A 13,581-nucleotide genomic window follows, 5' to 3' on the forward strand; every position below is an offset into this window, starting at 1 on the left:
CTGTCGGGGAACCGAGTGCCCGACACCGGGTGCCGGTGTCACATCCGCTCGGCGGCCTCGACCACGTTGGTCAGCAGCATCGCGCGCGTCATCGGCCCGACCCCGCCGATCGGCGGCGAGAAGGACCCGGCGACATCGCTCACGTCGGGGTGGACGTCGCCGAGGATGCCCTCCACCGTGCGGGTCAGGCCCACGGACAGCACCGTCGCGCCCGGCTTGATCCAGTCGGGCCTGACCAGGTGGGCCACTCCGGCCGCGGCCACCACCACGTCGGCCTCCCGGGCGTGCGCCGCCGTGTCCTGGGTGGCCTCGTGGCACAGGGTCACGGTGGCGTGCTCGGTGCTGCGGGTCAGCATCAGGCCCAGCGGCCTGCCCACGGTGACACCGCAGCCGATGACGCAGAACTGCTGGCCCGTGATCTCCACCCGGTTGCGCCGCAGCAGGTCGATGATGCCGCGCGGGGTGCAGGGCAGCGGGGCCGGGATGCCCAGCACCAGCCGGCCGAGGTTCGTCGGGTGGAGCCCGTCGGCGTCCTTGACCGGGTCGATCAGCTCCAGCACGGCATGGGTGTCGATATGGGCCGGGAGCGGGAGCTGCACGATGAAGCCGGTGCACGTCGGATCGGCGTTGAGCCGCAGCACGGCGGCCTCGACGTCGGCCTGTGAGGCGTCGGCGGGCAGTTCCACGCGGATCGAGGCGATGCCGACCTGTGCGCAGTCGCGGTGCTTGCCGCCGACGTAGGAACGGCTGCCCGCGTCGTCGCCGACGAGGATCGTGCCCAGCCCCGGATGGATGCCGCGCTCCTTCAACGCCTGGACGCGGAGGGCGAGTTCGCTCTTGATGTCGGCCGCGGCGGCCTTGCCGTCGAGCAGTGTTGCGGTGGTCACGGGAGTCGACGAGCCCTTCGGGAGAAAAACGACGGTCCTGTCATCGTACGACCCGCCCGCCCACCGCCCCTCGGGAGTCCCGGCGGCCGCGGCCGCCGCTCCGGCCGCGGCGGTCCCGCCCCGGACCGCCCGCACCCCGTCTGACGTAACCTTTCCGCACCGTTCGACCGTCCTCAGGAGACCGCATGTCCGCCGCCCGCCCCCGTCTCCTCTACGTCACGGACCTGGCCTACCAGGCGCGCGGGCGCCGTTACTGCGACGAGGACGTCTTCCTCACCTCCCGGCTGCGCGCGGACTTCGACCTGGCCCTGTGCCACCCGCTGGACGCGGCCGCCCTGATGCACTCCTTCGACGGCGTCGTCGTCCGCAACAGCGGCCCGGTCCTGGGCTATCGGAAGGAGTACGAAGCCTTCCGGGAGCGCGCGCTCCATGACGGCGTACGCGTCTACAACCCGCTCACCGGCCGCGCCGACATGGCCGGCAAGCAGTACCTCCTCGACCTGAGCGCCGCCGGCCACCCCGTCATCCCCACCGTCGACCGGCCCGAGGACCTGCACCTGCTGCCCGAGGCGGACCGGTACGTCGTCAAGCCCAAGCTCGGCGCCGACTCCATAGGCCTGCGGATCCTCCCGCCCGACGCGCTCCCCGCCCTGGCCGACGGCTCGGTCCTGGTCCAGCCGTGCGTCGACTTCGCCTACGAGGTGTCCTTCACCTACATCGACCACGACTTCCAGTACGCCTTGTACGCACCGCACCCCGACCGCCGCTGGCAGCTGGAGCCCTACCGGCCCACCGTGCGGGACCTGGAGTTCGCCCGGCGCTTCATCGACTGGAACGGCCTCGCGCACGGCATCCAGCGCGTCGACGCCTGCCGCGCCCCCGACGGCGAACTGCTGCTGGTCGAACTGGAGGACCTCAACCCGTACCTGTCCCTCGACGCCCTGGACGAGGACGGACAGGACGCCTTCGTCGCCGCGACGACCCGTTCCCTGCACCGTTTCCTGGCCGGCTGAACCCGCCCGCCCGTCCGCCCGTATCTCTCCTGGGGGACCCACGGGAGGGAGACGAGCGTGCCGACACCGGACGAACCCGGAAAGCCGCACGAACGCCCGGTCCTGGAACCCATCCGGGTCCTGCGACCGCGCAACACCGACGCCCTCGCGGAGCTGTTCCGCGAGATGACCGAACTGACCCAGGACCCTGACGCCTACGAGGCGATACCCCTGCGGCCCGAGCCGGCCGTGGACGAGGCGGAGACGGAGGAGCTCCCGCCACTGAACCACCGCACGGCGACCATGGCGACGACCACGCCGACGCCACGCGGCGGCCGGGACTGGGCGAGTGAACGCGGCGGCCCCCGCCCCCTGCCCGGCGGCGACGGCCCCGGCGGCCGCAGAGGCGCGGCGCGGGAGTGGGGCGGATCCGGGTCGCCCGCGGCGGACGGTGTGCGGGCCCGCGCCCGCACCGGGTCCGGTGCGGGTCTGCGACGCGGCGCCATCACGGTCGGCGTGTGCGCGGCAGCCCTCGTCGGCTTCGCCTGCGCGATGCTGCTGCCGGGCCGGGGTGGCGAGGCCGCCGCGCAGACACCCCCGCCGACGGCGGCCGGTCCCACCCCGACCGCCACCGCGACCGAGTCCACCGACCCCGACGGAGCCGGCACCCTGCGGGAGGGTGACAGCGGCGAAGAGGTGACCGACCTCCAGCAGCGCCTGCTGCGCATCCCGAACGTGTACGACAACGGCCCCACCGACGGCCGTTACGACACCGTTCTCACCGAGGCCGTGGCGCGTTTCCAGCTCTGGTACGGCATCCGCGGCGACGAGAGCGGCGTCTACGGCGACGACACCCGCCGCGATCTGGAGTCCCGTACCGCCTCGGCCGGCGGATGACCGGGTAACGCCTCGGAAACAGGCCACGGACAGGGAGTGTGTCGCGTGTCACCATGGACGGCGGGTCGGCGCGCGTTCGGCACCTCGACCCGCCGAGCCGAAAGCCGTCCGCATGAACGTGTCCCGCATCCCGGGCCTGGTGCTGCCCGTCGTGTTCCTGCTGGCCGTCGTCGTCGGGGCGCTGTGGTACTGGCGACACCGCGACGACTGAGCCGTCCTACCGCTCGGCGTCCGGCGGCACCCGGATGTCGAGCACACACACGTCGTCCCGTCCCTCGGGTTCCAGCGTCGCGCCGAGCAGTTGGTCCAGCGGCGCGGGTGCGGCCCCGGCCCGCGGCGCGGCGGCCCTGGCCAGTCGCTCCAGGCCGCGGTCGATGCTCTCCGTGGGCCGCTCCACCAGGCCGTCGGTGTAGAGCAGGATCTGGTCGCCGGGCTCCAGGCGGACCTCCGCCGCCTCGTAGCGGGGTGTGTCGGTCGCGCCGAGCAGCATCCCGAAGGGACGCTCGAGGTAGTGCGCCTCACCGGCTCGCACCAGCAACGGTGGCGGGTGGCCGGCCTGCGCCCACTCCAGCCGCCGTTCGCGCGGGCTGTAGCGGGCCAGCACCATGGTCGCCGAGCCGTGCGGGTCGCGGGAGTGCAGCAGCAGGGCGTTGAGGCGGCTGAGGGCCCCGGTCAGCGACGAACCCGTGATGACCATGCCCTTGGCGGTGAACCGCAGCAGGGCCATCGAGGCCACGGCGCCCATGCCGTGCCCGGCCACGTCACCCACCACGAACAGGGCGTCCCCGTCGGGAAGTTCGATGGCGCTGAACCAGTCGCCGCCGACGCTGAGGCCCGACTGCGCGGGCTGGTAGGCGATGTCGACGCGCAGCCCGGCCAGCCGGACGGGCTCCTTCGGCAGGGGCAGCAGCGCGTCCTGCAACCGGGCGGCCACCAGGCGTTCGGCCTCGAGCACTCCGTGCTGGGTGAGAATGGCCCGCTCGCTCGCGACGAGGGCGAGCTCGGCGCTGCGCTGCGCGGTGAGGTCCTGCACGAAGCCGTGCACCTCGACGGGCGTGCCGCGGGCGTCCGAGACGGCCTCGGCGACCACCCGCAGATGCCTGATGCCGGCCCGGGTGACGATCCGGAACGGCACGTCGCACGGCAGCCCGTGCCGCACCAGTTCTTCGACGGCGCGGGCGAGCGTCGGCAGGTCCTCGGGGGAGGCGAGGCGCGGCAGCCCGGAGAGCGGGACGACACCCTGCGCGGCATCCCGCTCGAAGATGCTGAAGACCTGGGAGGACCAGTTCCCCTCGCCCGTGTCCAGGTTCCAGTTGACCCAGCCGAGGTTGCCCAGACGCTGCACGTCCGCCAGCCGCTGCTCCTGCCGGTCGGACGCATCGTGCCGGACCCAGCTGACGACCAGCCCGTCGCCCAACTGCATCACCCGCGCCGAGTAGGTGGCCAGTTCGCTGACCCCGGACACGATCTGCTGCCGGGCGAACGGCTCGCTCTCGTACGGCCGCGCGTCGGCCAGCACTTGGAGGCACCCCTCCCACAACGGATCGCGGGCGATCTCCGGCCAGCACTCCAGGAAGCGCAGGCCGACCAGCTCACGCCCGCTGCGGCCCACGGCGTCGGACGTCACGCTGGTCGCGGCATCGATGCGGAAGTCCTCGACCTCCCCCGACGGGGAGCGCAGCGGGGCGAGGAGCACCGCCGCGACGGGCAGCCGGTCGAGCACCGTCTGCGCGGCGTCCGCCGCTCCGCCGACGGTGGGGTCGGGCCGGGTGCCGAACGTGCGCAGCGGGCCCGCGCACAACTGGGCGACGGCCAGCAGGTGTTCCCGCACCGGGGGCGAGAAGGCGCCCTCGCGGTGGCGCAGGATCCCGAGCACGACGTCGGCCGACTCGCCGGTCACCACCGGCAGCCAGGCCCGGGACGGCCACCGCTCGGGCGGGTCCCCGATCAGCTGGTACCGCTTGCCGTCCTCCCGGACGTCCTCCAGCCAGCGCGGCTGCCCGGCGGTGAGGGCGTCCAGCGCGGCGATCCCGCTGACCGGCGGCACCCGGCTCCACTGTTCGGCCAGCGTCCTCTCGATGCCGGCGTGCCCGGTGAGCTCCAGCCCGCCGCCCGGCCGCCGAGCGAAGATCATCACGGCGGCGGCGCCCACCTCCGGGGTGAGCCGGTCCAGCAGGCACCGGGCGAGATCGTGCGGGGTACCGACACGGACGAGGGCCCGGCTCAGGCGGCCGAGGGCGGTGGCGTCGATCTCGTCGGGGGCCGGCCCGGGCGTGGTCCGGCGCGCGGGGGGTTCGGCCGGAGTCTGCTCACCGGCGCCGCGGGGCTGCGCGCAGAGCGCGCCGAGGCTGATCCAGCACTCCTCGAGCAGCGTCCGCTCACTGGCCTTGGCCCGCTGCTGAAGCTCCTCCTGCGCGGCGTCCGGCGAGCAGCCGAGCTGTGCCATCACCGCGCCCTTGGCGCGCTCCAGCACGGCCGCGGTGGCCGCCAGATCCTGAAGCCGGTCCATCTCCGCGCGCTGGCGCGCCACGACCCGGGTCAGTGCCGCCATGTCGGGCACGTCGCCGGACTGAGCGGGCAGGGCGGGTTCGCTCGTCACGCCTTGAGCATGGCACATCGGGATGACTTCGATCGAGGTCTTGCGGCAACGCTCCCGCCAGGCGTGATGCCCCTCGGGGAGATGCGAACGGATCTTCCCGTTCAGCGTCCGGAGTTCTGCTCGGCCAGGGCCTGGGTGACCGCTCGGACGCTGCGGGCGATGTGCTGAAGCTGCATGACCTCGGCCGCGTACATCTTGATCGTGTGCTCGATGACCGACTCGGGCAGTCCGAGCCGGGGCAGGTCGGCGCGGGCGGTCTGGAGGGCGGTGCGGGCCACCCGGACCTCGTTCTGGACCTGGATCTGCGCATGGCGGGCGAGCAGCACCGGGTGGCGCAGCAGCGCCGGGTAGCTCGCGTAGCGCGCGGGCACCAGCTCGCGCAGCCACTTGGCCGCCGAGCGCTCCCAGTCGTAGCTGCCGGGAGTCTTGACCTGGCACGGCCAGTCCGAGCTGATGCGCGTCGTCGTCAGGGTCATGATCATCGCTTCCGGTGTTGGCGTCGTGACGGTGGTCCGACGGTTCGGGGCGGCCCCGGCCCAGGGGAAGACCGGGGCCGCCACGGGCGCTCGCGCAAGCGATGCCCCGAACACCCTGGGCGCCGACGCGGGTAGGGGACGGCGGCTTCGGGTGCCCGTACATGAGCCCTTGGCGGGCGGATGCGGCCGTGAGCAGTATTTATATATGCCGACTGCTTTGCAAGGCGTATGAAAACATTCATGCGCGAAATGCCCGCAATGATCCCACTGTGTATTGCCGGGGGAGGGGGGTGGCCTTCGAAAGGCCGGTCACTCACGCAGGAAGAACTGGTGCTGCTCGGCGATCTGCTCGTACTCCTCGAGCCGCGCCTGGGTGCGCTCGGGGCCCGCGTCGGTCATGGCCTGGAGCAGCGCCGCGGCCATCACGCCGGGGGCGGCGTAGGAGTCGAAGACCAGGCGGGAGCCGGTGCCGGTGGCGAAGGTGGCGTCGGCCTCGTCGGCCACCGGCCCCAGCGCCAGGTCGGTGATCAGCGCGACCTTGAGACCCGCGCTGCGCGCGACCCGTACGGCGGTCAGCGTCTCCTGCGCGTGCCTCGGCATCGAGAACGCCAGCACCCAGGTCCCGCCCGCCTCCCGGGACTGGAGGAGCGCGTCGTAGGCGACGCTGCCGCCCCGGGTGACCAGCCGTACGTCCGGGTGGACCCGGCGGGCGGCGTAGGCGAAGTACTCGGCGAGCGAGACGGAGATCCGCAGCCCCAGGATGGTCAGCGGCGTCGACTGCGACAGCTTGCGGCCCACGTCGATGACCCGGTCCGGGTCGGCGAAGTCGCGCCGCAGGTTCTCCAGGTTCTCGATCTCCGCCTCGACCGCCGCCTGAAGCTCGTTGCTCCGGTTCACCTCGGCCGCCGCCGGACCGCCGGCCAGGGCGCCCAGCGCGATCGACTGGAGCCTCTCCCGCAGCGCGGGATACCCGCTGAAGCCGACCGCCGCGGCGAACCGGGTCACCGACGGCTGGCTGACCCCCACCCGGTCCGCGAGGTCGGTGATCGACAGGAACGCCGCCTCGGTGATGTGCTCGATCAGATACTGGGCGATGCGCCGTTGCCCCGGGGACAGGTGGGGTCCGTCGAAGAGCGCCCTGAGCCGGGAGGTCGGGGACACCTCCGTCTCCGGACCGGTTCTGCCCGAGGTGATCGCGGACGCCTGTGCGCGTGCCTGTTGCGGCGATGGCACCGGTGCGCCTCCTTTGTCTTCCACGGGCTCAACATACTTCAGGGACCCTGCCGGACAGGGTGGGCGAAGACGCCCCTCGCGCACCCGGTGATCGCGGATTACCGCCGGTACAGCGTGATCGAGTCGCCGACCTCGTCGACCGGTCGGCTGGAGCGCAGCAGCACGCCCAGCCCGTCCCTGGCCTCGGCGACCGCGGAGTCCGACACGACCAGCAGCCCGTGCACCTTCCCCGGCGGCACCCGTCTCGGGTCGGAGGCGTCGATGCCGTAGTAGGCGGGCACCCCGCTGCCCTTGTACACGAGCCACACCCGTTCGCCCCGGTAGCGGTCGTGCAGCCGGTCCGCCAGCCGTCCCAGGTCCTGGCCCCAGTCCACGTTGGAGTCGTGCAGCCACAGATGCGTCTTGGCCGGTCCGCCGAACGCCTCGTTGGAGTAGGGCAGGTAGTAGGGGTACGTCCGCAGCGAGCTGACGGCGACGAACGCCACCAGTGCCCCCACCACCACGGGAGCCCACCGCCGGCGCACCGTCAGGACGCACCCCGCGGCCACCGCGAGGAACATCGGCAGGAAGACGGCGTACCGGGTCCCCAGGTCCCGTGCCCCGGTCATGGCCGAGGCCAGCAGCACGGCGGCCGGGACCAGCACGTACGGCGCCGCGGGCCGCAGCCGTCGCACCGCGACCATCGCGACCGCCCCGGCCGTCCACAGGGCGAGCATGCCGAGCGGCGTCTTCACGACCAGGGCGACCGGCAGGTAGTACCAGCGGGCGCCGGAGTACCGGTGCCCGAACAGGAAGCCCTGCCACGACCGGTTCTCCAGACCGAACTGGATCCGCATGCCGTCCCGGTACGCCTCGGGGAAGGGCAGCAGCCGGACGAGGTGCCCGTGCAGGCCGTGCACGACGGGCACATGGGTCGCCCCGGGATTCCAGCGCAGCAGCGGATCGACGGCGAGATACGCGGCCCAGACGACGGCGACGGCGGTGACCGTCACCACTCCCGCCGCGAGCAGCGCCCGCCGGGCGTCGCGGGGCCGCCGGGCGCACAGCGACAGCGCCGCCAGGACCGCCAGCACGGGGACCGCGGGCAGCGTGCTCATCTTCGTGGCGAGCCCCGCGCCGAGAGCGGCCCCGGCGAGCGGCAGGTACCGGCGCGCCCTGCCGTGGCGGGCCCGCCACAGCAGCCACACCGAGGTCAGCAGGAAGCCCGCCGCCGGGACGTCGAGCGTCGCCAGCGAGCCGTGCGCGACGACGTCGGGGGAGAGGGCGTACAGGGCGAGCGCCGCCAGCGCGGGGGCGGGCCCGGCGAGGTCACGGGTGAAGGCGAACACCACCAGGCCGAACAGCAGGGTCAGCGCGATCACCGGCAGCCGGGCCCACAGCATCAGCCGCCAGGGGTCGTTGCCGGACTCGTACAGGAGGCGCCGGCCCGCCGCCTCCTGGGTGCCGGTGAACGAGGGATCCACGTGCGGGCGGGCGAAGGCCACGCCGACGGCGACGACGAGCTTGCCGAGGGGCGGGTGCTCCGGGTTGAGGCGCACCCGGTGCGCGTGGAGGTAGTCGGCCGCCGTGGCGACGTACACCGGCTCGTCGATGGTCGGGGTCTGCCGTACCGCGGTGGTGACCATCGCGACGGCCATCTGGGTCAGCAGGACGGCCACCAGGACCGGCACGAGCAGGCGCCGGCGGCCCGACGGCGAGGGCTGCGCCGCCTTCGCGTCGGGGATGGTCTCCAGGACCGGGTGCGGTTCGGTTGCCATCGTCCGCCCTGCGGTGACACCGACCGGGCGGTGGCCGGAGCCGGTGCGGAGCCGCCTCGGGGGCTCGCTCCGCACCGGCTCCCGCCGCGAAGGGTGTTACCGCTTCAGGAGTCGTACCGACAGACCGTCTGCCGTGTACACGGGTACGGCGCGCAGGCGGTCGGAGTTCAGCTCGACGCGGTCGAACTGACCGCGCAGCGCCGAGGAGTCGATCACCGGGACCGTCGTCCCCGCGGCCGGCGGCCGGTCGTCGTCGAGGCGCAGCGACAGCACGGCGCCCCGGTCCAGCCGGACCCGCCCGGACACCGTGAGGACGGGCCCGTGGTGCCCGCGCAGCGTCAGGTCCAGGACCGCGCCGGACTCCTGGGCCCACGCGCCCCGCACCCGCACCGGGGCGTCCGCGCGCAGCGTGCCGCCGGTCAGCCGCACGTCGCCCTGGCCGAGAGCGTTGGCGTGCCCGGCGACGAGCACGCCCTCCGCCAGCACGGTGCCGCCGTGGTAGCGGTTGTGCCCGGTCAGGGTGAGCGTGCCCGAGCCGTGCTTGGTCAGCCCGCCCTCGCCCTCGATGTCGTGGCGCCAGACGTCGGCCGCGTCGAATCCGCCCTTCGACGCGTCCAGCGTGACCGTGACGTCGGAGTCGAACGCGCCGTATCCGTCCGCCGCGGCGAACAGGTTCAGCCGGCCCCACTGCTCGAACCCGTCCAGCAGGACGTAGCCGGAGGGCAGCGCGGTTGTGCGCAGCACCTCGCGGCGCTGGGCGGCCGTCAGGTACGGCAGCCGGGTCTCCAGCAGCACCTCGGCGCCCTTGGGCACGGTGAGCGGCGTCTTGCGGCCCTGGCGCTCGAGGACATAGGTCAGGCGGGGCTCGTTGGCACGCGCGTTGGCCTCGCGGTCGGCGTACGCGTCCGAGGCGTCGGAGTGCGCGTAGGCGGACAGGGTGTCGGCCGTGGTGCCGGTCTTCTCGGTGAAGTAGGCCAGGGCCTGGGCGCGGGCGGCCGCCTTGAGGGTGGCGTTGGCCGGGTCGGCGAGCGCGGCGGCGGCGAGGGCGGTGGCCATGATGCGGCCGCCGAGGACGTCCACGGTGGAGTGCATGCCGGAGACGATCCGGGTGTGGCTGAGTTCGAGGGCTCGGGTCACCAGCTCCTGGAACCGCTCGGGCACGGCGTACGCGAACGCCAGCGACGCCAGGTGGAAGGCGTTGGTGTGCCCGCTGGGGAAGCCGCCGTCGTCGGTCGCGGAGGTACCGCGCTGACGCAGCAGCTGCGGGACGACGACCACCTTCGAGTCGTACACCGGGAAGCCGAGGGCATCGGTCTTCCCGGTGTCGACGACCTCGCTGTTCTCGTTCATGCGCCACGGGCGCGGGTACTGGAAGGCGTACTTGCCCGGGTTGCCGGAGGCGAACGGGCCGCGCACGGTGTCGACGAGCTTGGCCACCTGGCCGAGGTCGGAGGTGTAGGAGCCGGCGCCGATGGCGGAGCCGGCGGGCGCGTCCGCGGGCGCGGCGTCACTGATCGTGGTGGCGGGAGTGGTGTCCGGCGCGCTGGTGATCGACGTGACGGCCTTGGCGCCGGTCTTGTAGAGGTCCGTCAGGGGACCGAGTCCGGCGATCATCGCGTAGCTCTGGTGCTGACGGTCGTAGACGAACGCCTGCCGGCCCGCGGCCTCCGTGCGGGAGCGGGTGATCGCGATGCAGTAGCGCATGTTGGCGCGCAGTATCTCGGGCCGCAGCGGTGTGCCGGTGTTCCAGGCGGCGCCGGTCTTCCACACCTGGGCGAAGCCGCCCAGGATCCGCACCACGGCGTTGGTCTCGGGCGTGAGGTTGGTCGTGATGTTCGTCCGGTAGTCGTCGACGAACGGCAGCGGGCTCGTGGCGGCCTTGGCGTCGGCGGCGCCGAGCCAGGAGACGAGCGTCGGAGCGGCCACCAGGGCCGCCGAGCCGCCGAAGGAGACCTTCAGGAAGCGCCTTCTGTTCACGGCCGAGGGGGTGGACTGCCCGGCGGGTGACAGCATGAGTGTGCCTCTCTCGAGTTCTTCGGCCGTGCGGCCGGGGAAGACGTGCGGGGATACGTGCGGAGATACGTGCGGGGTACGTGCGATCGGGTGCGACTCGTCTGTCTTTTGACGACGTGTGAGCCGGAAGACGCGTACGAGCGAAGATCTACGGCCGAGTCGTGTCGCTTCCGCGATGACCCGGCGACCGGTGCGTGTCCTGCGGGTGAACGAGAGGTCGGCGCCTCACAGGAGGGCACGCGCCAACGCCACCGCGCCCTCGACCGGCGGCACGGTGAGCGGCTGTGGCCGCGCCCCCGGTACCGCGGCGGCGAGCGCGGCGGCGAACGCCTCGTAGAGCGCCGGCTGGCCGAGCACCGTGCCGCCCGCCACGACCACGTCGTCGACCGCGACACCGCGCGCGGCGAGGCGGGAGACGAGCGCGGCGAGCGCCGCACCGGCCTCGGCGATCACGGAGCGGGCGAGCGCGGAGCCGTCGGCCGCGGCCGCGAAGACGGCGGGCGCGTGCCGTCCCCACTCGGCGGAGACGTCCGAGGCGCCCTCCAGGGCCGCGCCGAGCGCGGGGACCTCGGGCACGCCGAGAGCGGCGAGGAGGCCCAGAGCCAGGGCTCCGGGTTCCTCGCCGCGGTCGTGGGCCGCCCATACGGCCCGGGCCGCCTCGCGGACCAGACCGGCGGCGCCGCCCTCGTCGCCGAGGACCGCGCCCCAGCCGCCCACCTGGACGGGGTCGCCGCCGGGCAGCCGGCCCACCGCCACCGAGCCGGTGCCGGCCACGAGGCCGACGCCCTTGTCCAGTGCGGCGGCGGGCACGAGCAGTTCGGCGTCGCCCACCACGCGCGCGGGGACACCGAGGGAGAGCTGAAGGGCATCGCGGATCTCCGCGCACTGGCGTGGTGTCTCGCAGGCATGTGCGCCCACGGCGAAGGCGGCCGGGCGCGTGTCCCCGGGCAGCGTCTCGCGGACGAGGCCGGTCAGCCAGCGTGCGGCGGCGGCCGGGTCGTGCGGCCGCCAGCCGGTGCTGGAGCGGACGTGGTCGGCCACGACGGCGTCGCCCGTGAGGGCGCGGAGATGGGTCTTGGTGCCGCCCACGTCGACGCCGACCACGAGGGGGGCCGAAGGTGGAGAGTCCTGCACGGATCCTCTTTCGTCGTTGCTGCGTCGAGCTGCGACGGCGGGCGAACCGTGTCTGAGGGATTGCGGATCGGTGAACTAGGGAAGCCCCGGGACGGGCTTCTGACGAGCACGGCAGGCGAGTACCGTGAAGTTCGTTAGGAAGTTAACTAACGAAGTACAGTGCGTCAAGAGTAATCGCGCACTCGACCGTCCAGGCTCCCGTCCGGGCCGCCGCGGGACGGGAACGCGCGACGTCGGAGCATCCCATCGCCGCAGCCCGCCGAGACGATCGGCCCGGGCCCGCGGCCCTGTACCCGTGTGGGGGAAACTGTGGAACTCGACGTGGCGGAAGCCCCCCGCCTGACCGAGAGCGCGAGTGCGGTGTTCGCCGTGCTGGCGCAGGCGGGCAGCGCGACCCGGCCGCAGCTCGCGAGCCTGGCGGGCCTGTCCAAGCCGACGGTGTCCGGCGCCGTGGCGGAGCTGGAGAGCGCCCGGCTCGCCACGCACTCCGGCACCTCCTCCAGCGGCACCGGGCGCTCCGCGGCCGTCTACTGTCTCGGGCCGGCCGCCGGCGCCGTACTCGCCGTCGACCTCGGCCCCGCCCTCACCCGGGTCCGCGGCTGCGCCCTGGACGGCTCCCTGCTCGCCGAGGCGACCGCCTCCCGGACGGACGCCGCCGACGCCGTACGCGAGGCGCTCACCGCGCTGCCCGCCGGCATTCCGCTGCGCACCATCGTCGTCGCCGTCGGTGATGTGGCCGCGCGGGACCGGCAGGGCAGCGGTATGCGCCCCGCGACCGCCAAGGCCGGCCCGGTCTTCGACGCCATGGCCGTCGCGCTGCCGGCGGGCGTGCCCGTCCACCTGGAGAACAACGTCAACTGCGCCGCACTCGCGGAGCTGCACGAGGGGGCCGCGCGCGGCCGGCACACCTTCGGCTATCTGCGGATCGGCGTGGGTATCGGCCTGGGCATCGTCGTCGGCGGCTCGGTGCTGCGCGGCTCGAACGGCGCCGCGGGAGAGCTGGCCCGGCTGCCCTATCCCTGGGACGACGGCCGTGAGCCGCGCCAGGAGGCCCTGGAGGAGTACATCGGCGCACGTTCCCTGCTGCGCCGCGCCGCGGCCGCCTGGCAGCGCGCCGACGGCCCCTGCCCGCGCACCACCGAGCGGCTCTTCGCGCTCGCGGGGGAGGGCCGTGCCCCGGCCCGCGACGTCGTCGGCCGCCATGCCGCGGACGTGGGCCGGCTGGCCGCCGCCGTGACCGCGGTGCTGGACCCGGGCCTGATCGTGCTGGGGGGCAGCACGGGCGCGGATCCGCAGCTCCTGCCCGGTGTGCGGGCCGAGCTGGCGCGGCTGAGCTGGCCCACCGAGGTGGTCAGCAGCACGGTCGGGGATTCCGGCACCGTGGCGGGTGCCGCGCGGCTCGCGGTCGCCCGCGGAGTCCAAACCGTGACCGAGGCCGCGCGGGCCAAGGATTGACGGCCCGCGACTCAGTCTGCCAATGTCCGGACAAGCGCTTTCTAAGTCGGTCGGGACGCCGGCTTGGGTTGAGCATCCCGCCGGTACGCGAAGTACGGCAGCCGCACGAGGGTGTGCTTGTGCGACGACGGCCCTCAT

Annotated in this window: 10 protein-coding genes; 3 read left to right on the plus strand and 7 right to left on the minus strand. The window is 73.6% G+C overall.

Annotated elements, in window-relative coordinates; all coding sequences use genetic code 11:
* Positions 1-38: 38 nt before the first annotated feature.
* Positions 39-887 carry a bifunctional methylenetetrahydrofolate dehydrogenase/methenyltetrahydrofolate cyclohydrolase gene (locus G9272_RS40330; RefSeq protein WP_171401159.1) on the minus strand — a complete coding sequence of 283 codons (849 nt, stop codon included), beginning with the start codon at positions 885-887 and terminating at the stop codon, positions 39-41.
* Between the two features lie 185 nt (positions 888-1,072).
* Here G9272_RS40330 and G9272_RS40335 point away from each other — a divergent pair, with 185 nt between their 5' ends.
* Both G9272_RS40335 and G9272_RS40340 read left to right on the plus strand, forming a co-directional pair.
* Complete coding sequence (locus G9272_RS40335) at positions 1,073-1,900, plus strand: hypothetical protein (protein ID WP_171401160.1); 828 nt, start codon at positions 1,073-1,075, stop codon at positions 1,898-1,900.
* A gap of 57 nt (positions 1,901-1,957) precedes the next feature.
* Positions 1,958-2,776, plus strand: a complete 819-nt coding sequence (locus G9272_RS40340) for a peptidoglycan-binding domain-containing protein (RefSeq protein ID WP_171401161.1) — start codon at positions 1,958-1,960, stop codon at positions 2,774-2,776.
* 217 nt (positions 2,777-2,993) lie between these two features.
* Here G9272_RS40340 and G9272_RS40345 read toward each other — a convergent pair whose 3' ends face one another.
* The 6 genes from G9272_RS40345 to G9272_RS40370 all read right to left on the minus strand — a co-directional run bounded on the left by G9272_RS40345 (position 2,994) and on the right by G9272_RS40370 (position 11,988).
* Positions 2,994-5,375, minus strand: a complete 2,382-nt coding sequence (locus G9272_RS40345) for a SpoIIE family protein phosphatase (protein WP_437184343.1) — start codon at positions 5,373-5,375, stop codon at positions 2,994-2,996.
* A 101-nt stretch (positions 5,376-5,476) separates the two neighbouring features.
* Positions 5,477-5,857 (minus strand): hypothetical protein, encoded by a 381-nt coding sequence (locus tag G9272_RS40350; protein WP_171401162.1) that lies wholly within the window; start codon positions 5,855-5,857, stop codon positions 5,477-5,479.
* 303 nt (positions 5,858-6,160) lie between these two features.
* Positions 6,161-7,084: a MurR/RpiR family transcriptional regulator gene (locus tag G9272_RS40355; protein ID WP_171401163.1), complete on the minus strand. Its 924-nt coding sequence runs from the start codon at positions 7,082-7,084 to the stop codon at positions 6,161-6,163.
* A gap of 98 nt (positions 7,085-7,182) precedes the next feature.
* Positions 7,183-8,841 carry a phospholipid carrier-dependent glycosyltransferase gene (locus G9272_RS40360; RefSeq protein WP_171401164.1) on the minus strand — a complete coding sequence of 553 codons (1,659 nt, stop codon included), beginning with the start codon at positions 8,839-8,841 and terminating at the stop codon, positions 7,183-7,185.
* Positions 8,842-8,937: 96 nt separating this feature from the next.
* The gene (locus G9272_RS40365) at positions 8,938-10,854 is read right to left on the minus strand and encodes a phosphatase PAP2 family protein (protein ID WP_171401165.1); all 1,917 of its coding nucleotides are present in this window, start codon (positions 10,852-10,854) and stop codon (positions 8,938-8,940) included.
* Between the two features lie 225 nt (positions 10,855-11,079).
* A complete protein-coding gene (locus G9272_RS40370; protein ID WP_171401166.1) occupies positions 11,080-11,988 on the minus strand; it encodes a BadF/BadG/BcrA/BcrD ATPase family protein in 909 nt (302 codons plus the stop codon).
* 321 nt (positions 11,989-12,309) lie between these two features.
* Here G9272_RS40370 and G9272_RS40375 point away from each other — a divergent pair, with 321 nt between their 5' ends.
* A complete protein-coding gene (locus G9272_RS40375) occupies positions 12,310-13,443 on the plus strand; it encodes an ROK family transcriptional regulator (protein WP_253268084.1) in 1,134 nt (377 codons plus the stop codon).
* Positions 13,444-13,581: the final 138 nt, after the last annotated feature.

Source organism: Streptomyces asoensis (assembly GCF_013085465.1).
Lineage (GTDB): Bacteria > Actinomycetota > Actinomycetes > Streptomycetales > Streptomycetaceae > Streptomyces > Streptomyces cacaoi_A.